Annotated in this window: 17 protein-coding genes and 1 pseudogene; 14 read left to right on the top strand and 4 right to left on the bottom strand. The window is 72.1% G+C overall.

Annotated features, from left to right (window positions below; all coding sequences use genetic code 11):
* Positions 1 to 2: 2 nt before the first annotated feature.
* Positions 3 to 1,106, bottom strand: coding sequence for a PQQ-dependent sugar dehydrogenase (locus Acy02nite_RS19245; RefSeq protein WP_203742397.1), 1,104 nt, complete (start codon positions 1,104 to 1,106; stop codon positions 3 to 5).
* A gap of 141 nt (positions 1,107 to 1,247) precedes the next feature.
* On the opposite strand from Acy02nite_RS19245, the gene Acy02nite_RS19240 reads away from it, so the two are divergent.
* The 5 genes from Acy02nite_RS19240 to Acy02nite_RS19220 all read left to right on the top strand — a co-directional run bounded on the left by Acy02nite_RS19240 (position 1,248) and on the right by Acy02nite_RS19220 (position 9,006).
* On the top strand, positions 1,248 to 2,702 hold the full coding sequence (locus tag Acy02nite_RS19240; protein WP_203742396.1) for an alpha/beta hydrolase: 1,455 nt from the start codon (positions 1,248 to 1,250) through the stop codon (positions 2,700 to 2,702).
* A 79-nt stretch (positions 2,703 to 2,781) separates the two neighbouring features.
* Complete coding sequence (ggt, locus tag Acy02nite_RS19235; RefSeq protein ID WP_203742395.1) at positions 2,782 to 4,557, top strand: gamma-glutamyltransferase; 1,776 nt, start codon at positions 2,782 to 2,784, stop codon at positions 4,555 to 4,557.
* A 74-nt stretch (positions 4,558 to 4,631) separates the two neighbouring features.
* Positions 4,632 to 5,531, top strand: a complete 900-nt coding sequence (locus Acy02nite_RS19230; protein ID WP_239175000.1) for a TolB family protein — start codon at positions 4,632 to 4,634, stop codon at positions 5,529 to 5,531.
* Between the two features lie 80 nt (positions 5,532 to 5,611).
* Positions 5,612 to 6,229, top strand: a complete 618-nt coding sequence (trmB, locus tag Acy02nite_RS19225) for a tRNA (guanosine(46)-N7)-methyltransferase TrmB (protein ID WP_239174999.1) — start codon at positions 5,612 to 5,614, stop codon at positions 6,227 to 6,229.
* A 593-nt stretch (positions 6,230 to 6,822) separates the two neighbouring features.
* Positions 6,823 to 9,006, top strand: coding sequence for a sensor histidine kinase (locus Acy02nite_RS19220; protein ID WP_203742393.1), 2,184 nt, complete (start codon positions 6,823 to 6,825; stop codon positions 9,004 to 9,006).
* 159 nt (positions 9,007 to 9,165) lie between these two features.
* Here Acy02nite_RS19220 and Acy02nite_RS19215 read toward each other — a convergent pair whose 3' ends face one another.
* Together Acy02nite_RS19215 and Acy02nite_RS19210 are read right to left on the bottom strand one after the other, a co-directional pair.
* Complete coding sequence (locus Acy02nite_RS19215; protein ID WP_203742391.1) at positions 9,166 to 10,101, bottom strand: DMT family transporter; 936 nt, start codon at positions 10,099 to 10,101, stop codon at positions 9,166 to 9,168.
* A 253-nt stretch (positions 10,102 to 10,354) separates the two neighbouring features.
* Entirely contained in the window at positions 10,355 to 10,960 is a 606-nt protein-coding gene (locus tag Acy02nite_RS19210; RefSeq protein ID WP_203742576.1) for a hypothetical protein, read from the bottom strand.
* A gap of 275 nt (positions 10,961 to 11,235) precedes the next feature.
* On the opposite strand from Acy02nite_RS19210, the gene Acy02nite_RS19205 reads away from it, so the two are divergent.
* From Acy02nite_RS19205 to Acy02nite_RS19195, 3 genes are all read left to right on the top strand, one after another.
* Positions 11,236 to 11,844 (top strand): TetR/AcrR family transcriptional regulator, encoded by a 609-nt coding sequence (locus Acy02nite_RS19205; RefSeq protein WP_203742389.1) that lies wholly within the window; start codon positions 11,236 to 11,238, stop codon positions 11,842 to 11,844.
* Entirely contained in the window at positions 11,841 to 12,191 is a 351-nt protein-coding gene (locus Acy02nite_RS19200; RefSeq protein WP_203742387.1) for a nuclear transport factor 2 family protein, read from the top strand. Before Acy02nite_RS19205 ends, Acy02nite_RS19200 begins: the two co-directional genes overlap by 4 nt.
* 126 nt (positions 12,192 to 12,317) lie before the next feature.
* Positions 12,318 to 13,070 carry an alpha/beta hydrolase gene (locus tag Acy02nite_RS19195; RefSeq protein ID WP_203742385.1) on the top strand — a complete coding sequence of 251 codons (753 nt, stop codon included), beginning with the start codon at positions 12,318 to 12,320 and terminating at the stop codon, positions 13,068 to 13,070.
* Between the two features lie 192 nt (positions 13,071 to 13,262).
* Here Acy02nite_RS19195 and Acy02nite_RS19190 read toward each other — a convergent pair whose 3' ends face one another.
* On the bottom strand, positions 13,263 to 14,168 hold the full coding sequence (locus tag Acy02nite_RS19190; protein ID WP_203742383.1) for a proteasome assembly chaperone family protein: 906 nt from the start codon (positions 14,166 to 14,168) through the stop codon (positions 13,263 to 13,265).
* A 293-nt stretch (positions 14,169 to 14,461) separates the two neighbouring features.
* Here Acy02nite_RS19190 and Acy02nite_RS19185 point away from each other — a divergent pair, with 293 nt between their 5' ends.
* The 6 genes and pseudogenes from Acy02nite_RS19185 to Acy02nite_RS19160 all read left to right on the top strand — a co-directional run bounded on the left by Acy02nite_RS19185 (position 14,462) and on the right by Acy02nite_RS19160 (position 19,499).
* Positions 14,462 to 15,079: an EcsC family protein gene (locus tag Acy02nite_RS19185; protein ID WP_203742574.1), complete on the top strand. Its 618-nt coding sequence runs from the start codon at positions 14,462 to 14,464 to the stop codon at positions 15,077 to 15,079.
* Between the two features lie 46 nt (positions 15,080 to 15,125).
* Positions 15,126 to 15,716: a fibronectin type III domain-containing protein gene (locus tag Acy02nite_RS19180; protein WP_203742381.1), complete on the top strand. Its 591-nt coding sequence runs from the start codon at positions 15,126 to 15,128 to the stop codon at positions 15,714 to 15,716.
* Positions 15,717 to 15,732: 16 nt separating this feature from the next.
* Positions 15,733 to 17,310 carry a Na+/H+ antiporter gene (locus tag Acy02nite_RS19175; protein ID WP_203742379.1) on the top strand — a complete coding sequence of 526 codons (1,578 nt, stop codon included), beginning with the start codon at positions 15,733 to 15,735 and terminating at the stop codon, positions 17,308 to 17,310.
* A complete protein-coding gene (locus Acy02nite_RS19170) occupies positions 17,307 to 17,570 on the top strand; it encodes a UBP-type zinc finger domain-containing protein (RefSeq protein WP_203742377.1) in 264 nt (87 codons plus the stop codon). The genes Acy02nite_RS19175 and Acy02nite_RS19170 overlap by 4 nt, the downstream gene beginning before the upstream one ends.
* Positions 17,567 to 18,478: a ketopantoate reductase family protein gene (locus tag Acy02nite_RS19165; protein ID WP_203742375.1), complete on the top strand. Its 912-nt coding sequence runs from the start codon at positions 17,567 to 17,569 to the stop codon at positions 18,476 to 18,478. The genes Acy02nite_RS19170 and Acy02nite_RS19165 overlap by 4 nt, the downstream gene beginning before the upstream one ends.
* 30 nt (positions 18,479 to 18,508) lie before the next feature.
* Positions 18,509 to 19,499 (top strand): annotated as a pseudogene (locus tag Acy02nite_RS19160) (ADP-ribosylglycohydrolase family protein).
* The last annotated feature ends 14 nt before the right edge of the window (positions 19,500 to 19,513 follow it).

Genomic DNA, 19,513 nt, shown 5'->3' with positions numbered 1-19,513 from the left:
CCTCATCGGGCCGGGAAGCGAAGGATCCGGTCGTCGCCGTCGCGCGGGTCGCCGCGGCCGTCGGTGTTCGAGGTGGTCAGCCACAGCGAACCATCGGGGGCCACGGCGACCGTGCGGAGCCGGCCGAACTTCTGGTCCAGCTCCGCCTTCGCCGTCCCGCCGCCCAGCGGGACGGCCCACAGCCGCTCACCCTTGAGGGCGGCCACATACAGCGTGGTGCCGGCGACCGCCGCCCCGCTCGGTGACGCGTCGTCGGTGCCCCACTGCACGATCGGGTCGGTGAACTTCGGGTTGCCGGCCTTCCCCTCGACCTCGGGCCACCCGTAGTTCTTGCCGGGCTGGATGACGTTCACCTCGTCCCAGGTGTTCTGGCCGAACTCGATCCCGTACATCCGGCCCTGCGCGTCCCAGGCCAGGCCCTGCACGTTGCGGTGCCCCAGGCTCCAGACCGGCGAGCCCGGCCACGGGTTGCCCGGCGCCGGCTTGCCCTCCAGGGTGAGCCGCAGGATCTTGCCGTTCGGGTCATCGCGGTCCTGCGACTGGGGCTCGTCACCGGCGTCCCCGGTGCCGACGTAGAGCATCCCGTCCGGCCCGAACGCGAGCCGCCCGCCGTTGTGCCGGGGCCCGCGGTCCAGCCCTTTGAAGATCACCTCCGGGTCGCCGCCGGTCAGCCGGAACCGCACGATCCGGTTGTCGTCGTCACCGGTCAGATAGGCGAAGACCCAGTCGTCGCGGACGGCGAGGCCGAGCAACCCGCCCTCGCCTCCGGCCCGCACGCCGGGCACGGTGTAGACCTTCTTCTTCGCCGCACCGGGCCGGAGCTGGAAGATGTCACCGGTCTGCCGCTCGGCGACCAGCGCGCTGCCGTCGGGCCGGAACGCCAGCCCCCACGGCACCTGGATCCCGGTCGCGATCGTCTCGGGCTCCGCGGTGAGGTCGGGCAGCCCCGCGGACGCCGCGCTCCCGGAGGGCGGGGCCGGCACGGACGGCACCGACACGGACGGGACCGGGTCGACCGCCGGTGCGGCGGCCGGTTCGCCGGTGGAGCAGGCGGTCAGCAACGTGGCGCCGGCGGCGGCGAGAGCCAGGCGGATGACGGTCGGCATCAGTCCACCCTGCCACGCCCCGCCAACCATAAATGCCCCATATGATGCAAAAACGGTCATTCTCCGGAATCATGGGGGAACCACGCCCCAAGATGGGTGCCGCGCGGCCGACTCCCCGCCGCGTAGGGCGGAGAGTTGGTTTTGCGAGCTTTGCGGTGGCCGGCCACGGCCGCGATCCTCGTCCTTGCCGGCCTGTCCGGGTTCGCCCGGCCGGCCGGCGCCGCCCCGGTGGTGAGCTGGTCGGTCTGCCCCGAGGACGCCCAGGTCGAGTGCGGGAAGATGCGCGTCCCGGCGGACTGGGCGAACCCCTACGGGCCGACGATCGAGCTGCAGATGGCCCGGCGGAAGGCGACCGACCCGGCGCGCCGGCTCGGCGTCCTGGTCGTCAACCCGGGCGGCCCCGGCGGCTCGGCGGTCAACCTGGCCCTCGACAGCGAATTCTTCGGCGCCGACCTGCGAAAACGGTTCGACATCATCGGGCTGGACCCGCGCGGGGTGGGCCGGAGCAGCCCGGTGCTGTGCTCACAGGCCCTGGTCGACGCGAAACCGTCCCCGCTGGTCGGCAGCGAGGCCGGGTTCCGGGCGCTGGCCGCCTACAACCGGCGGCTCGCCGAGGACTGCGCCGCCCGCAGCGGCCCGGTCGTCGCGCACGCCGACACCGGCAGCGTGGTCCGGGACGTCGAGGCGTTACGGGTCGCGCTGGGCGAGCCGAAGATCAGCATCTTCGGGGCGTCCTACGGGTCGCTGATCGGCGAGCTCTACGGTGACACCCACCCGGCGACGCTGCGGGCGGTCGTCCTCGACAGCGTCATGGACCACAGCGTCGACGTGGACACGTTCCTGGCGCAGGAGACGGCGTCGGTGCAGGATTCCTTCGACGAGTTCGTGAAGTGGTGCGCCCGGGACACCCGCTGCGTGCTGCGCGGCAAGGACATCCCGCGGCTGTGGGCGACCCTGATGGGCCGGGCCCAGGCCGGGACGCTCGAGGACCCGTACGACCCGCCGGCCAAACTTGGTGTCTGGGAGTTGATCTCGGCGGCGTTCAGCGCGTTCTACGACCCGCAGTGGTTCTCCTTCGCCCACTACCTGCAGGACGCCGTCGAACCTGCGGGGGCCGCCGGGCGCCGAGCGGCGCCACCGATCGACATCACGCCGAACAGCTTCCCCGCGGTGTTCTGCGGGGACTGGTCGCTCCCGGTGGGCGACTTCACGGCGTACCGGAGAAGAATTGATGCTCTCGCGAAGATCGCGCCGCAGGTGAAGGCCTCGCCGATCGCTCTGTCCGCGGCCGCCGGCTGTGTGGGGTGGCCGCACCCGCCGGGCAGCCCGCAGCGCCGGCTGGCTCCGGCGAGGATGCCGATGCTGCTGGTCAACGCGCTGCACGACCCGGCGACCGGGCACGCCTGGGCGCAGCAGGTGGCAGCGCAGCTCGGACCGTCCGCGCGGCTGCTGACCTATCAGGGGTGGGGGCACGTGGCGTACTCGCACAGTCCCTGCGTGAAAGCGGCGGTCGAGCGCTACCTCATCGACCTCACGCTGCCCCGCGCCGGAGCGACCTGCCCGGCCGTCGAACCCGAGCCGTTCGGTATCGGCTAATCGTTGTAGCGGTTGTGCCCGGCTCACTTCAGCGGTAGGCAGGGGATTGACAACCGACACTGTCCTGTCTGGAGGGCCGATGCGGTTCCTTACCGCGCTAGCCGCGTTCTCGCTGACCACCGTGGGGCTGGCGACGCCGGCCTCCGCGACCCCTGTTCCCACCAAGACCCCGACCGCCCAGGGGTACGGCGGCGCCATCGCGACCGTCGACCCCACCGCCACCGCCGCGGGCCTCGAGGTGCTGCGCCGGGGTGGCAACGCGGTCGACGCCGCGGTCGCGGCAGCGGCGACCCTCGGCGTGACCGAGCCGTTCGCCTCCGGGATCGGTGGCGGCGGGTTCTTCGTGTACTACGACGCGCGTACGCACCGGGTGCACACGATCGACGGACGGGAGACCGGCCCGGCGACGATGACCTCGACGTACTTCGTGAATCCGGCGACCGGTCAGCCGTACGCCTTCGACGAGGCCCGGGTCAGCGGCCTCTCCGTCGGCGTGCCCGGCACCCTGGCGACCTGGGAGGCGGCGTCGAGGCAGTGGGGGACGCGGTCGCTCGGCAACGCGCTGAACGACGCCGCGAAGGTGGCCGATCGGGGATACACCGTGGACGCCGAGTTCCGCCGTCAGGTGACCGAGAACGCGGCGGCCTTCGGGCAGTTCGACGCGACGAAGGCGCTCTATCTCCCGGGTGGGGCTCCGCCTGCGGTCGGGACCACGATCCGCAACCCCGACCTGGCGAAGACCTACCGCCTGATCGCGCGAAAGGGAACGGGGGCCTTCTACCGGGGTGAGATCGGCAAGGACCTGCTGGCCACCGTGAGAAGTCCGGAGATCTCCGACAGCCCCACCTCGCCGTGGGCCTACCCGATCCGGCCCGGCGTGCTGACCGCTTCTGATCTGGCGAAGTATCAGGTCCGGCACCCCGCGCCGACCAAGGCCGACTACAAGGGCCTGACCGTTTACGGCATGTCCACCCCGTCCAGTGGTGGCACGACGGTCAGCGAGGCGCTGAACATCCTGGAGGCGTCACCGCTCGACGGCGCGTCCACCACCGAGAAGCTGCACTACTACCTGGAGGCGTCCGCCCTGGCGTTCGCCGACCGGGGACGCTACCTCGGCGCCGGCACCCCTCAGGCGCGACTGCGTGAGCTGGTCTCCGACCGGTGGGCGAAGCAGCGGGCCTGCCAGATCTCCCCGGACCGGGCGCTGGTCAAGCCGGTCGCGCCCGGCCCGTCCGGCTGCACCCCGTCGGTCACCGCGGCCACGCCGGACAAGGGCATGAGCACCACCAACCTGACCGTCGCCGACCGGTGGGGCAACGTCGTCGAGTACACCCTCACCCTGGAGCAGTTCGGCGGCAACGCCATGATCGTGCCCGGCCGCGGCTTCATGCTCAACAACGAGCTGACCGACTTCAACTTCACCGGCACGCAGGGCGCCTTCGACGACCCGAACCTGCCCGGCCCCGGCAAGCGGCCGCGCAGCTCGATGTCGCCGACGATCGTGCTCAAGGACGGCAAGCCGTTCCTCGCGGTCGGCGCGCCCGGCGGCTCGACGATCATCACGACCGTCCTGCAGATCGTCTACGGCCGTCTCGACCTGGGGCTCACCCTGCCGCAGGCGCTCGCGGCACCCCGGGCGGCCCAGCGGAACACGCCCGGGATCCAGGCGGAGCCGGCGTTCCACACGACGTACGGGCCGGCGCTGACACCGCTCGGGCACGTGTTCGGGGCCGACGCGCCGGAGATCGGGGCGGCGACCGCGATCGAGTTCACGGCGCACGGCGGGCAGCTGGCCGTCGCCGAACCGGTGCGCCGGGGTGGTGGCGCCGCGGCGGTCGTCCATCCCGGTCGCTGAATCGGCTCAGGCGGCGCGCCGGTTGCGACGATGGTGCAAGACGTATACACAGCTAGGGGGCGATTGTCGTGATCATGGCAGCAGTGGTTCTGGCCAGTCTCGTTCTCGGTCCGGCGCCCGCCACCCCGATCACGTACGTCCGCGGCGGCGATCTCTACGTCAGCACCGGTTCCGTCGAGAAACGGATCACCACCGGGGGCGGGTTTTCCCGTCCCCGGTACGCCCCCGGCGGCGGGCAGCTCGCCGTGATCAGGAACGGTCAGCTGTGGACCCTGAAGCCGGACGGGACGGCCGCGCGCCGGATCACCACGCGCCCGGCCACCGGCCCGTCCTGGTCACCGGACGGCAAGTGGCTGGCCTTCGCCTCCACCTCGTGCACCGGTGGCCCCGGCGTCTACCGCGTCGCCGCGTCCGGCGTCTCCAAGCCCGAGGTGCTGTTCCCCCGCGACTGCCGCGGCGAGGACCTCCCGGACGAGACCGCCCCCGAGCCGGTGACCGGCGCGCTCGCCGACCGCCTGCGGGTCGACGACGCGGTCGCCTGGTCGCCGGACGGCAAGCAGATCGCGTTCCGCGGCGGCGAGTGCGACGCCGTCTACGACGCGTGCCTGAGCATCGGCACGATCGCGTCCGGCGCCGAGCGCATGGTCGCGGCCTACGGCGGCGGCAGCCTGCAGAACCGTGGCTTCGCCGTGATCCCGTCCTGGCGCCCGGACGGGACGAGGCTCGCCTGGACCGCGTACCAGGAAGGCGAGACCGCCGCGGAGAACGAGCCGGTGCACGTCGTCGAGCTGGACCTCACGACCGGCCGCAAGCGCACGATCGGGGTGCCGATGGACCGCGAGCTGACCTACCTCGACGCGAACCGTGCCCTGGTCACCGCGCAGTCCACCACCGGCTCCTGCGTCACGCTCGTCGACCTGCGGACCGGCGCCCGGACCCCGTTGCACCCCGGCTCGCAGGCCACCGCCCGCTGACAGGCCGTATTGTGGGCGCCGCCATGACTGACACCACCGCTGCGCGCCCGATTCGGACATTTCACCCTCGCCGAGGGCGGATGGGCCAGCGCCACGCCGACGCCCATGCCGTGCTCTGGCCGCGCTACGGTCTCACCGTCGACGACGGCGACCGGACCCCGCTCGACCTGCGTGAGCTCTTCGGCCGGGACGCGCCGGTCGTGCTGGAGATCGGCTTCGGCATGGGCGACGCGACCGCCACGATGGCCGCCGCCGACCCGGCCCGCGACTACCTCGGCATCGAGGTGCACACCCCCGGCATCGGGAACCTGCTGGCCCTGATCGGCGAGCTGGGCCTGACCAACGTCCGGGTGGCCCGCGGCGACGCCATGGAACTCGTCCACCGCCTCGCCCCGGACTCCCTCGACGCCGTCCACGTCTTCTTCCCGGACCCGTGGCCCAAGGCGCGCCACCACAAGCGCCGCCTGATCCAGCCCGCGAACGTCGCCCTGCTCCGCGACCGCCTCCACCCCGGCGGCGTCCTGCACTGCGCCACCGACTGGCCGGACTACGCGCTCGCCATGTCCGAGACCCTCGCCGCCGACCCGCGGCTGAGCCCACTGCCGGCAACGCCGCACGCCCGCCCGCGGACCAAGTTCGAGCGCCGCGGCGAGGCAGCCGGCCGCCCCATCACCGACCTCAGATTCCAGAAGATCTGACCCCTGCCTCGGTACGGCGATTGCCCCGTCCCGCCGCCCGCGCGTCTCCCGCCGCCCCCGGGGTGGGAGAGGTGCTCGAAGCCCGGCCGTCCGCGACGCCCGCCCGACTCCATGCCGCTCCGCGACCCGCCGTCCCAGCTGGTCCTCATGGGCGTTATTCGTGCCTCATTACGCCCATGAGGACCAGCTGGCTGCCGCGGCGTTCGTGCGGGTCGGGCTGGCTGCGCGGCTGCGGGTTCCGGCTGGTCCTCATGGGCGTTATTCGTGCCTTATAACGCCCATGAGGACCAGCTGGGGCCTGGCGGCGCGCAGCGGCTCGGGCCCGGGACGGCCTTGCGCCGGCTCGTGTGAGCGGGCGCTCCCGAGGTGGCGGGCGGGTAGTCCGTGAGCTGCTGGGTGGGTGTTCGGGAGGCGACGGGCGGGTGCTTCTCGAGCTGCCTGGCCGGTGGTTTCGCGGGGTGGGGCGGGCTGACGGCGTACGCGGGAATCGGGAAGCCGGGGGAGAGCGGAGCGGGGGAAGAAAGCTCGGCAGGCCGACGGATTTGCCGGTTTTAGGTTTTTCGCGCCTCTACGCTGAACCGTGGAGGTCGGCCATGCGGCGAGAAGACGGCGGCAGTGGCGCCGGACGGTCCGGAAGGGCGCGTGCGGCGGACGCCGCTGGACTCGCACGCCCGGCCGACCTTTACGGGGGGACGGCCGTCGACGAGCACCCGAACTCGCCGACGGCCGCCATCGACCCGCACCGGGTGATCAACACGTCGCGGCCGGGCGGCGGGCCGGCAGTCCCGCGGGACGTGCTCGGCGGGTCGTCGAACCTGCATCGCGGGATCCTGACCAGCGGAACAGCTGACCAGCTCGCCGCGCTGACCGCCCGCGGGGCGCAGACGCCGAGCGCGTGCATCCAGTTCGTCGAGGGCGAGAAGCTCCGGCTGTACGGCAGTTGGGGCGTCGCCGCCGACTGGGACGCGATCGCCGACACCGCACTCGACTCCTCGCTCGGCGGCCTGGTGGTGAGCGGCGGCGGCGCGGTCATCGTCGACGACGCCACCGTCGACGAGCGCGTGCCGCCCGGGGTGGTCCGCAAGCACGGCGGCGCGTACCTGGGATATCCGGTGCACGACCGGCTCGGGCGGGTGCTCGGGGTGTGCTGCGCCTACGACCTGCGCCCGCGGGAATGGACGCCGGAGCAGATGTCCGCGGTCGCGGAGGCCGCCGAGGTCGCCACCCTGCTGATCGGCGAGCAACTGGCCCGGCACGAACTGGAGCAGCAGCACCGCTTCCTGGACGCGGTGCTGGAAAGCCTGCACGACGGCGTGACCGCGTGCGACGCCGACGGGCACGTGGTCTTCGCGAACGAGCGGATGCGCCGGCTCTGGGCCGACGACCCGGCCGGCGCCGAGGAGCCCGGGCTGTTCCGCGCGCTCGGCGGTGAGCGCCTCCGGGACGAACCGGTCGTCCGGCCCGGCCGGACCAAACGGACCCGGCACTACCTGATGGACGCGCAGCCGATCCTCGGGCCGGAGGGGCAGGTCGTCGGCGCGGTCCAGGCGTTGCAGGACGTCACCCGGCAGCGGCGGGCCGAACGGTTCCGCTCGTGCGAACTGGCGGTGACCACGGCTCTTGCCGAAACGCCCAGCATCGAGGCGGCCGGGCCCCGGGTGCTGGAAGCGGTCGTCGCGACCCTGGACTGGGTGCACGCCGAGCTGTGGATGGTCGACGCGGCGGCCGGGACGATCCGGGCGGCGGCACGCTGGAGCACCCCCGGATGGGCGACCGGGATCCCGGTGCCGGACGCGCTCGCCCACGGTCAGGGGCTGGCCGGGCGCGCCTGGCAGGTCGACAAACCGCTGTGGATCCGGGACGTGGGCCGCCCGCAGAGCCTGATCTCGCCGGACACCACTCAGGAGCGGCTGCACACCGCGCTGGCGATCCCGGTGCACGACGGGACCGGGACGATCGGGGTGCTGACCGTCTTCGCCGACGCGGTCGAGGACCCGGAGGACGAACTGGTCGCGCTGATGTCCGGGATCGCCGCGCACCTGGGACAGTTCGTGGAGCGGCGCCGCGTCGAGGACCTGCAGCGGCAACTGGTGCGGAGCAAGAACGAGTACCTGGCGCTGATCGGTCACGAGCTCCGGACACCGTTGACGTCGATCAGCGCGTACACCGAGCTGCTCCGCGAGGCGGACGAGGCCACCCTCGTGCGGGACGGTCCGCGGTTGATCGCCGTGGTCGAGCGCAACGCCCTGCAACTCCGGGAGATCATCAACGAGCTGCTCGAACTGTCCGCGCTCGACGCCGGGCACGCGGACGTCCGGCGCACCCCGATGGACCTGGCCGCGGTCGTGCGCGACGTGGTGGACCGGACCCGGCAGGCGATCGGCGGCGCGCCGGTGGTGATCGACACCGACCTGCCCGGGGAACTGATCGTGCCGGGGGACCGGGACCGGCTGCGGCAGATCGTGGAGAACCTGCTGGGCAGCGCCGTCCGCTACAGCCCGGACGGCGGCCACGTCGAGGTCAGCCTGCGCCGGGCCGGGCGGGCCGCCGAGCTCGCCGTGTCCGACGCGGCGGCGGACGTGCCCCGGGACGAGCGGGAGCAACTGTTCACCGGGGGGTACCGGACCAGCCGGGGACATGATCGGACGCTGCCGGGGAGCGGGCTCGGGCTGACCCTGAGCCGGGCCGTGGTGGAACGTCACCACGGCAGCATCGAGCTGACCGGGGACGGCGACGGGACGACGATCCTGGTCCGCCTGCCGCTCGACGTCCGCTGACCGCCCGTCCCGCCCGCGGCCTCCGCGGTGCCCCAGCCAGCTGCGCGCTCACCCCGCCAGCTGGCACTCACGGTGGTATTCGTCCCGAATAACCACCGTGAGTGCCAGCCAGGACCGTGACGGCGGCAGCCCGGTGATCAGGGCGGGCCTGGCGTCGGCTCACGTTCGGGTGGCGGCCTCCTCCTGGGGCTGCGGCGAAGCGGGCCGGCCGGCGCCCAGGTACAGCGTCGTCACGGCGCCGAGCAGCAGCAAGCCGCCGACGATCGTGGGCAGGGCGAGCGGCTCGCCGAGCAGCACGACCGCGAGCAGTGCGGCGGTGAGCGGTTCGAGCAGCGTGACCACCACGGCGACGCTCCCGGTGGTGTGGCGCAGACCGGTGTAGAAGCAGGCGTACGCCAGGGCCGTCGTGACCACCCCCAGGTACGCGAGCAGGAGGATCGGCCGGAGGCTCGGAGTGAACGCCACACCCTGCGCCACGGCGATCGGCGCCAGGGTGATCGCGCCGATCGTGCAGGACAGCGTCGTCAGGATCAGCGGTGGCACGCCCTGGGTGGTCTGCCGGCTCAGAGCGGTCGACGCGGCGTAGACCGTTCCGGAGGCGACCGCCGCGAGCAGCCCGAGCCCGGTGGCGGTCGCGCCGTCGCCGGTGACCGTGGAGATCAGGATGAGGCCGAGGACGGCGGCTGCCGACGCGGCGAGCTCGGCGTTCCCCGGTCGCTGCCGGGTGCGGATGGTCTCCCAGACGCTGAGCAGGACCGGGGCGAGGCCGAGGCTCACGACGGTGGCGATGCTGACGCCGGTGAGGCGCACCGCGATGAAGTACAGGGCCTGGTACGCCGCGAGCCCGGCCCCGGCGGCGACGACCGCGACCGGCGCGGACCGGACCGCGGCCCAGATCCGGCGGCGCGCCGGCAGCCCGATGATCAGCATGATGCCGGCCGCGAAGAGCAGCCGGTAGAACCCGATCGCCACGGCGCCGAGGCCGGTGCGGCCGGCGACGACCTGGACGACGACGCCGGCGGTGCCCCACAGCACCCCGGCGACGGACAGTTGGAGAAGGCTCAGCCTGGCGCTGGGCGAGGAGGACGAGGACATGCACGCTCCGCGTGAGTGAGTCGGTCCGGAAGGATCGGCAGCGGAACGCAGCACGGATCAACCGCCCGGCCGGTGGCTCGGGCGGCGCGGCTCACGCCCCGCTCAGACGCGGGGCGGCGGAAGAACGCCGGGGAACGGACTCACGCCGCACACCCTAGCCGACCGGCGGCCCAGGTCAACGGCTCGCCGGCGGGGACGGGCCGTCCCCGGCGCGAGGCGGCGCGCCGGGGAACGGAACCGTGGTGTGGTCGGCTCAGGCGGCGGTGGCGGACCACATCGCCGTGAACGCGGCCGCCTCCCCGGCCAGCCAGCTCTCGACATCGGCAGGCCGCGCGGCCGGGCTCAGCCGGTGGGTCACCCCGCGCCGCAGGTCGACCAGGACGGGGTCGGCGTCCGGCAGGATCTGATCCATGTGGCGGGCCATCAGGTGCAGCATCGCGGTGACCAGCTCCGGGCTGGGCGGCTCCTCGTCGAAGTGGATCCGGACCGCCTCGCGATGCCCGTCCTCGAAGCGCAGGCCGAAGTGCGGGTTGATCTTCACGGCGAGCGGGCCGACGCTGGCCAGCGCGTCACGGGTCTGGATCAGCGTGATCCGCTCGGGGTCACCGAGGGATGCCAGGTAGGTGCGGGCGCCGGCGCGCAGCGACTCGTAGAGCGGCTTCCACCGGTCCTTCACGAGGTCGACGACGCCGGTCAGATAGGTGCCACCGGTGCGGAACGCGATGTCGGCCTTCAACGCCTTCACCAGCTGGCTGTGCGGGTTGAACCCGCGGCGCCGCTCACGCTGCTTGCGCAGCCCGCCGACGAACGTGGCCTTCGCGGGACCGGTGCGGGAGACGTACCGGGTGAAGCCGAGCATCGTGGCATACGGCGGGATCACGGGCACGGGGTTGGTCGAGATCGTGGACAGGGTGGACGTGGTCACGTCGGTCTCCTCACTCGCGCCGCACGGCTTCGAACAGGCGTTCTAAACCCGCCGAAGATCAGCAGCTCAGGGCCCCTCTTTCGTACATACATTCTAATCGACGGGTGCGACATTCCCAACCGCCGAGGCATCGACGGGCGGCCGGGTTGACGGCGTACGGAGGCGTCCTCTAGGTTTTGTTGAGTATCTGTTCAACAAAGGGGGTCGGCGTGGGCCGCAAAGCGACGTGGACCGAACCGGAGCTCCTGCGCACGGTGATGGCAGTGTTCCGCCGCAAGGGCTTCGCCCACACCTCGGTGCGGGACCTGGAGGAGGCGTCCGGCCTGCACCCGGGCAGCATCTACAAGGCGTACGGCAACAAGGAAGGCCTGTTCACCGCGGCGCTGGCGGCCTACAACGAGCAGGTCGCCGCGGAGCGGGTGCGGACCCATCTCGACGAGACCGACCCACCACTGCGGGGCCTGCACGCGTACTTCCTCTCCACCTTCGACGGTGACGAGGAGGCCAACCCGGGTTGCCTGCTGACCAACACCGCGGTCGAGGCGCCCGCGCTGGCCGGCGTCGGCCGGGACGGGGTGACCGCGGGTCTGGAGCTGATCGAAGCCGGGTTCCGGCGCGTGCTGGAGCGAGCCGTCGCCGCCGGCGAGCTCGCCGCGGACACCCCGGCCGGCCAGCTCGCCGGTGAGCTGCTGGCCCTCTATCAGGGGGTGCTCGTGCTGGTGCGATTCGGCACGGCGCCCGCCAAGCTCGCCGGCATCGTCACCCACGCCCTGCCCGCCCTCCTCAGCACCCATATCCACGAAAAGAGCGATTCATGAACACCGACATCTGGCACGCCTACGCCGCCGCGTGGACGGCTCCCGCCGCCGAGCGCCGGACCTTGCTGGAGCGTCACGTCAGCCCGGAGGTCGCCTACCGGGACCCGGGCATCGAGGTGCGCGGCCGCGACGAGCTGGCCGGTTACATGCACGACTTCGGCCAGGCGATGCCCGGGCTCCGGTTCGCCATCGTCGCGGTCGACGCGCACCACGATCGCTCGCTGGCTCACTGGGAGATGCGCGACCCGGATGACGTCGCGGTCCAGAACGGCATCAGTCACGCCGCCCACGACGCCGAGCAGAGGCTGACCGACATCACCGGTTTCTTCCCGATGCCGGCGGCCTGATCAAAGCCTGCCGTTCCCGCCGGCCGGTCGGTCGGCGGGAAGGTGCCCGACCGGTCGGCGGGAGCCGGCGCCACGAGGTGGGACAGGAGGGCGGTCCGGCGCGGGGGATGGCACAGAATGAGCCGTGTGGCTCTGATCCGGTGTGACTTCGACTCCGAGGCGCTGGAACTTCGCACCTCGATGACCGTGATACTCCCCGACGCCGACGGTGAGGCGCCGCCACCGGTGCTCTACCTGCTGCACGGGCTGACCGACGACCATTCGGCGTGGAGCAGGTTCACCTCGGTCGAGCGGTATGCCGCCGGCCACGGGCTCGCCGTGATCATGCCTCAGGTGCACCGCAGCTTCTATGCGAACGAGGCGTACGGGATGCGCTTCTGGGACTTCCTCTCCGCCGAGCTGCCGGAGAAGGCGAAGCAGTTCTTCCGGATCTCCGGGCGGCGCGAGGACACGTACGTCGCGGGCCTGTCCATGGGTGGGTACGGGGCGATGAAGTGGGCGTTGCGTGAGCCGGAGCGGTTCGCGGCCGCGGCTACCCTCTCGGGGGCGCTCGACCTCGCGTACATCCAGGAACATGATCCGAGGCCGCACATGCGGGCGCTGGTCGGGCGCGTGTTCGCCGACCGGGTCGTGGCCGGGAGCGACGAGGACCTGCTGCACCTGCTGCGGGAGGGTGATCCGCACCGGCTGCCACGGCTGATGCTGCGCTGCGGCACCGAGGACCACCTGCTCACGCAGAACCGCCGGTTCGTCGCCGCCTGCAAGGCCAGCGGCGTGGAGCTGGACAGCGAGTTCGGCCCGGGCGGCCACGAGTGGCCCTACTGGGACGCGCAGCTCCCCGCCGTCCTCGACTGGATGCTCACCAAGAGGGAGCCCTGACTCCGGCCCGGCCGGGTGAGGAACGCTCCGACCTCAGCCCCAGCGCTCCGACCTCAACCCCGGCGCATTTCGCCCGTCGTTGCCGAGAGCGCCCGAAAACAACTAGCGAAGCGCAGTAGTTTTCGGGCACTCTCGGCAACGACCTCAAGGGGCGAAATGCCCGCCGAGCGAAGCGAGGCCATCAGGCCCAGCTCAGTTCTCATCCCGCGTCTGCTCGGCCAGGAACCGCTCCAGCTCGGCGCCCAGCTCCTCAGCCGTCGGCAGCGACGAGTCCCCGTCGACCAGCAGACTGTTCGCCCGCCCGCGCAGGAACGCGTCGTACTGCGCCTCCAGCGAGGCCACGAGCCGCCCGGCCTGCTCGTCGTCGGCGATCTGCTTGTCCACCTCTTCGCGGACCAGCTTCGCCGCCTCCCGCAGTTTCCCGGTCGGCAGCGCCAGCCCGGTGTTCCCGGAGACGGAGTCGAGCAGCAGCTCGGAGGCGGCCGGATAGCCGGTCTGCGCCAGGTAGTGCGGGACGTGCGCGGCATAGCCGAGCGCGTCGTGCCCGCTGCGCCCGAGCCGGAACTCCAGCAGATTCCCGACGCTGGCCGGCACCTGCACCCGCTGCAGCCACGACTCGTGCTCGCCGAGCAGGCTCTTGTCGGTGGCGTGCGCGGTGAGCCCGGCCGGCCGGGTGTGCGGGACGGCCATCGGGATCGCGTTGAGCCCGATGGTGACCTTGACGCCGAGCCGTTCGATGAGCTGGGTCACCGCCGCGATGAAACGTTCCCACTGCAGGTCGGGCTCCGGGCCGGCGAGCAGCAGGAACGGGGTGCCGAGCTGGTCACGGACCAGGTGCAGGGCGAGCACCGGGTCCTCGTAGCTCTCGAAGTGGTCGGCCACGAAGATCATCGGTGGGCGGCGGGAGCGGTAGTCGAGAAGCTGGTCGAGGTCGAAGGTCGCGACGACCTCGCTCTCCAGGTTCTCCAGCAGGTTCTCGCGGGCGAGCTGGATCGCGCTGCCCGCGTCGACGAACCCGGTGAGCGCCTGGATCAGCACCGGGCTGTCCAGTTCGGGCAGTTCCCCGGCCACCTCGTAGAGCCCGTGTGGGTCGAGCACGCTGCGGTCCTCCTCGAAGAGATCACCCGCTCACGCGGGCTTTCCGGCGGTAACAGCCGGGCCGGGACGTTCATTCCGGCCGCACAGAGCCAATCCGAACACAGACTCACTGCAAATCATGACGTACGAGATGAGCGGCACCACTCTGTGATGGTGAACACGAGAAGTTCGCACACCCGGGCAACCGATGTGCGTGCCCCTCCCACTATGGGGGTAGGAGCCCCCTGGGAGTGATCTTGAGACTGCACCTGGAAACCGACGGCACCGCCCCTCCGGACTCACTCTGGTCACGGATGAAGGCCGATCCGCAGTACGCCCCCGAACACCTCGCGCTGGAAGCGGTCCGCCGCCTCGGCCCGGAGGCCGCCGAGTGGGCCGCCCGGACCCGCGCGGAACGCCCCGGCCTCACCCCGGACGAGCTGGCCGCGCTCGCCGTCAAGCGCTTCACCACGCTGGCCCGCCTCTCCGGCGCGCTCTCCGGCGTGGCCGGCCTGCCCGGCGCCGTCGCCGACGTCGGCGTGCTCGCCTGGACGCAGGCCCGGATGGTGCTGCACCTGGCCGCGGCGTACGGCGTCGACCCGGCCGCCACGGAACGCGCCACCGACCTGCTCGTCCTGCAAGGGGTGCACAAGGTCGCGGCGACCGCCCGGACGGCGCTGGGCGTGGCGGCCGGTCGCGAACGGGCCGGGCGGCTCTTCTCCGACGGCCAGGGCGGCACCGTGCTCAAGCTCAGCCTGCGACTGGCCCGGATGGCCGGGGTGCGGGCCGGCCGGAAGGTGTTCGCCAAGGTCGTACCGGGAGCCGGGGTGATTCTCGGCACGTGGGTCAACTCCGCGGCGACGAAGAGCCTGGCCAAGCGCTCGCAGGAGCATTTCCGGAACGGCTGGGGAGGGTTCGTCGTCCGGCGATGACGAACCCCGCCTAAGCCGCGGCGCGGTCCGCCCGAATCTGTTTGACGTGCTGGGGATTCGGAAAGCTACCGTCGTCGTCCTGCCCGTGCTCGCCGGTTCGCTGATGCTGGCGGCGTGCGCCTCGTCGGAGAGCGCCACCGCCACACCCGCTCCGTCCGGCACGAACTGGCTGCTGGTCGATACCGGGAGCGTCTCGCCGTCGCCCACGGCCAGCTTCTCGCCGCGGGCCGCGTTCGCCGCCGCGACGCTGTCGCCGACCGTCTCGCCGTCGGCGACCCCGGCGCCCGGCGGCAGCGCGTGCGAGACCACCGCGTTCAAGGGCGGCCAGATCAACGGCGCCGACGTGACCGCGGGCAGCACGAGCGCCGTGGTGAAGTGGTTCAACCCGGGCGGCCCGACGCTGGTCGACTACCACATCCTCGCGGTGAGCCAGAAGCTCGTGTACGGCCCGCAGCCCGAGACGCCCGGCTGGATCACCGTCACGCCGACCGGCTGCGGATGGATGACCGCCACCGTGACGGGCCTCCTGCCAGGCACGCCGTACGTTTTCTCGGTCGACGGCAGGTGGACGAGCGCGGGGGTCGACGGCACCTACACCCGTACTGTCGCTCGCTCCGGCGTGGTCAGCACGACCTGACATAAGCTTTCCGGCCATGGAGAGCAGCATCGTCGACACGGTCGTGCTCGTGGCGATCTCGGTTGTCGGCGCGGCCCTCGCCCGCCGGGTCGGGCTCGTGGCGCCGTTGGTCCTGTTGGTGGCCGGTCTGGGTTTGTCGTATGTGCCGGGTTTCCCGGAGGCGCACCTCGAGCCGGAGCTGGTGCTGATCGGCATCCTGCCGCCGCTGCTCTACGTGGCCGCACTGCAGACGTCGGTGCCCGCCTTCCGCAACTCGCTGCGCCCGATCCTGTTCCTCGCGGTCGGGTTGGTGCTGCTCAGCGCGTTCGTGATCGGGTTCGCGGTGCACTGGATGCTGCCCCAGGTGCCGCTGTCGGCCTGCATCGCATTGGGCGCGATCGTCGCCCCGCCGGATGCGGTGTCGGCGACCGCGATCGCCCGCCGGGTCGGCCTGCCGCGTCACGTGGTGACGATCCTGGAGGGCGAGAGCCTGCTCAACGACGCCACCGCGCTGGTGCTGGTGCGGGTGGCGACGGGGGCTCTGGCCGGGGCCGCGGTCGGCTTCTGGGAGATCACCGGCCAGGTCGCGCTGAAGGCGGGCGGCGGCATCGTGATCGGCATGATCGCCGCGGTGGTCGCCGCCAAACTGCACAAATGGGTCGATGATCCGCTGCTCGACGACGCTGTGTCGCTTCTCACCCCGTTCGTCGTGGTGATCATCGCCGAGGAGCTGGGCGCCTCCAGCGTGGTGGCCGTCGTGATCACCGGGCTGTACCTGGGGCACCGGATCCCGTACCTGCTCTCGGCCACCTCCCGCCTGCAGATGGACGCGGTGTGGAGGCTCACCACGTTCCTCCTGGAGGGTGTGGTGTTCCTGCTGGTCGGCCTGCAGTTGCGCACGGTCGTGGAGCACATCGAGACCAGCATGGCGACCACGATCAGCGTCACCTCACTGGTCTTCGGTCTGCTGATCGCGGTCCGTTTCGTCTGGATGTACCCCTCCACCTACCTGGGCCGGCTCTTCCCGCGCGTCCGTGCGAAGGGCCCGCGCGTGCCGATCAGCGTGCCGACAGTGGTCGCCTGGGCCGGGATGCGCGGCGTGGTCACGCTGGCCGCCGCGCAGACCCTGCCGGCCCCCGGCGAGAACGGCGTCCCGGACTACCCGCGGGACCTGTTCGTCTTCATCGCCTTCGCGATCATCGTGCTCACCCTCCTGCTGCAGGGCACGACGCTGCCCATGCTGGCGCGCCGGCTCGGGGTGCGCGAGGACACCAGCACCCAGGACGCGCTCGCCGAGGCCGGTATTCAGCACGCGGCGAGCCGGGCCGCCCTCGAAGCGCTGGAGAAGAGTGCCGACGGCGCGCCCGCCTCGGTGGTCGACCGGCTGCGCGGTCTGGTGGAGAGCCGCTCCAACAACGCGTGGGAACGTTTGGGCAGCCAGCAGCAGGAAACCCCCTCGGCGGCGTACGGACGTCTGCGACGCGAGATGATCAGAGCCGAGCGGCACGTCTTCAAGATCGCCCGGAACGAGGGGCGGATCCCCGAGGAGGTGCTCGTCCGCGCCCAACGCGAGCTCGACCTGGAAGAGTCCCAGCTGCACCGGAGTGAAGAGTGATCTGCCAGCATCTCAAGGAATCGGGCGACCCGGCGCCGCTGTCCGCCTACGAGGACGGCTGCCCGCAGTGCGTCGCGGGCGGCTTCGACGACTGGGTCCACCTGCGCACCTGCCTCACCTGCGGCCTGACCGCCTGCTGCGACTCGTCGCCACGCCGGCACATGTCGGCACACCACGCGGAGTCCGGCCACCCGGTCATGCGCTCGTTCGAGCCGGGTGAGACGTGGCGCTGGTGCTTCGACGACGAGCTGCTCGGGTGAGGGTTCTCGTCGCCGGCGCCGGGGCGACCGGGGGTTACTTCGGCGGCCGGCTCGCCCAGGCCGGGCGCGACGTGACGTTCCTGGTCCGCGAGCGCCGCGCCGCCCGACTCGCCTCGCGCGGCCTGCGGATCAGGACACCGGTCGGCGAGACCCGGCTGACGCCGCAGACGATCCAGAGCCCTGCCGGGGCGTACGACGTCGTGCTCGTCGCCGTGAAGAGCCACGCGCTCGACACCGTGACCGCCTCGCTCGGCCCGGCGATCGGCGGGCGGACGGTGATCATTCCGCTGCTCAACGGCATGCGTCACCTCGGCACGCTGACCAGCGCCTTCGGGCCGGAGCACGTCTGGGGCGGCCTCTGCATGATCCACGGAACGCTGGACGAGCACGGCGACGTGGTCCAGATGACCGGCCTGCACCGGCTGGTGTTCGGCCCGCTCGACGGCGGCCCCGACGACCGGCTGGACGCGGTCACCACGGCCCTGACCGGCGCCGGTTTCGACTCCCGCGCGTCCCGGCACATCGTCGCGGAGATGTGGGAGAAATGGGTCCTGCTCGCCACGCTGGGCGCGGCGACGACACTGATGCGCGGCGCGATCGGCGCGATCAACGCGGCCCCCGGCGGGCCGGAGTTCCTTCGCGCGCTGACCGCTGAGGTGATCGCGGTCGCCACCGCGGCGGGTCATCCGCCCCGTCCCCCGGCCCGCGAGCTGCTCGACGCGACGATCGCCAGCACCGAGCCGACCACGTCGTCGATGTACCGCGACCTGGTCGCGGGCCTGCCGGTCGAAGCCGACGCCATCGTCGGTGACCTGGTCACCGAGGCCGGTCGGCACGGGGTCCCGGTGCCGTTGCTGGCCGCCGCCCGCGCGAACCTGGCGGTCTACACCGACAGCCGGGCCACCTGAGGGTTGTCGATGCGTCTCTAGAGTGTCGGCATGCGTACCGCCTCGGGATCGTTGTTCGGGTTGGCCTACGGGGACGCCCTGGGCAGACCGACCGAGTTTCAGGACTACGGCTCGATCGTCGCCACCTACGGTGTGGCGGGCCCGCGGGAGCTGACCGGCCACCCGGCCCGGGTCACCGACGATACCCAGATGGCGCTGGCGGTCGGCGAGGCGCTGCTGGAGGTTCCGGCGTACACCCCGGAAAGCCTGGAACCGGTGCTGACCCGCCGGTTCGTCGAGTGGCTCAAGAGCCCCGACAACACCCGTTCCCCGGGGATGAGCTGCCTGCATGCCTGTGTGGGCCTGGCCGGCGGGCTGCCGTGGCGAGAGGCTACTCAGACCGGTTCCAAGGGATGCGGGGCGAACATGCGGGTCGCTCCGGTGGGCCTGGTGCCGGGCTTGAGCGACAACCAGCGGGCCGGGGTGGCGCAACTGCAGGCTGCGGTGACACATGGTCATCCCACGGCGCTCGCGGCGAGCGAGCTCACCGCGTACGCCGTCTTCTTCCTGCGCGGCGGCCTGGCGCCGGCCGACGTGCTCGCGGCCCTCCGTGAGCGTTGCGCGCTACAGCGCACCACCTACCACCGGCAGTGGCTCGGCGAGCTCTGGCGGCAGCCCGGCGTCTCCCGGCCGGAAACCTTCATGGCGCACGGATGGGACGAGTGCGCCGATGCCCTCGACCGGGTCGGCCGGGCACTCGCAACCGGGCGGCACGAGGGTGACCCGTGCCGGGCCACCGGCGCCGGGTGGGTTGCCGAGGAGGCGCTCGCCACCGCGCTCTACTGCTATCTGATCTCCCCCTGACGAACCGGTCGCCGTCGTCGGCCGCGCTGCCGCCACGTCCGGCGATTCCGACTCCATCGCCTGCCTGGCGGGTGCGTTCGCGGGGGCGTCTCTCGGGCTGGACGCCTGGCCCGCCGGATGGCAGACCCGGATCGAGTACGCGGAACGCCTGTCCCGCATCGGCCGGGCCTGGGACTGAACGACGGTTTGCCG

This window comes from Actinoplanes cyaneus, from assembly GCF_016862095.1.
Classification (GTDB): Bacteria; Actinomycetota; Actinomycetes; order Mycobacteriales; family Micromonosporaceae; genus Actinoplanes; species Actinoplanes cyaneus.
Note: the sequence above shows the minus strand (reverse complement) of the source record. Positions and strands in the feature narration are given on the sequence as shown.

Bases quoted from the DNA above. Each gene is read 5' to 3' on its own strand.
- Acy02nite_RS19215 (WP_203742391.1), bottom strand. From the start codon at position 10,101: ATGTCCTCGTCCTCCTCGCCCAGCGCCAGGCTGAGCCTTCTCCAACTG.
- Acy02nite_RS19220 (WP_203742393.1), top strand. From the start codon at position 6,823: ATGCGGCGAGAAGACGGCGGCAGTGGCGCCGGACGGTCCGGAAGGGCG.
- Acy02nite_RS19230 (WP_239175000.1), top strand. From the start codon at position 4,632: ATGGCAGCAGTGGTTCTGGCCAGTCTCGTTCTCGGTCCGGCGCCCGCC.
- trmB (WP_239174999.1), top strand. From the start codon at position 5,612: ATGGGCCAGCGCCACGCCGACGCCCATGCCGTGCTCTGGCCGCGCTAC.
- Acy02nite_RS19200 (WP_203742387.1), top strand. From the start codon at position 11,841: ATGAACACCGACATCTGGCACGCCTACGCCGCCGCGTGGACGGCTCCC.
- Acy02nite_RS19245 (WP_203742397.1), bottom strand. From the start codon at position 1,106: ATGCCGACCGTCATCCGCCTGGCTCTCGCCGCCGCCGGCGCCACGTTG.
- Acy02nite_RS19185 (WP_203742574.1), top strand. From the start codon at position 14,462: ATGAAGGCCGATCCGCAGTACGCCCCCGAACACCTCGCGCTGGAAGCG.
- ggt (WP_203742395.1), top strand. From the start codon at position 2,782: ATGCGGTTCCTTACCGCGCTAGCCGCGTTCTCGCTGACCACCGTGGGG.
- Acy02nite_RS19210 (WP_203742576.1), bottom strand. From the start codon at position 10,960: ATGCTCGGCTTCACCCGGTACGTCTCCCGCACCGGTCCCGCGAAGGCC.
- Acy02nite_RS19175 (WP_203742379.1), top strand. From the start codon at position 15,733: ATGGAGAGCAGCATCGTCGACACGGTCGTGCTCGTGGCGATCTCGGTT.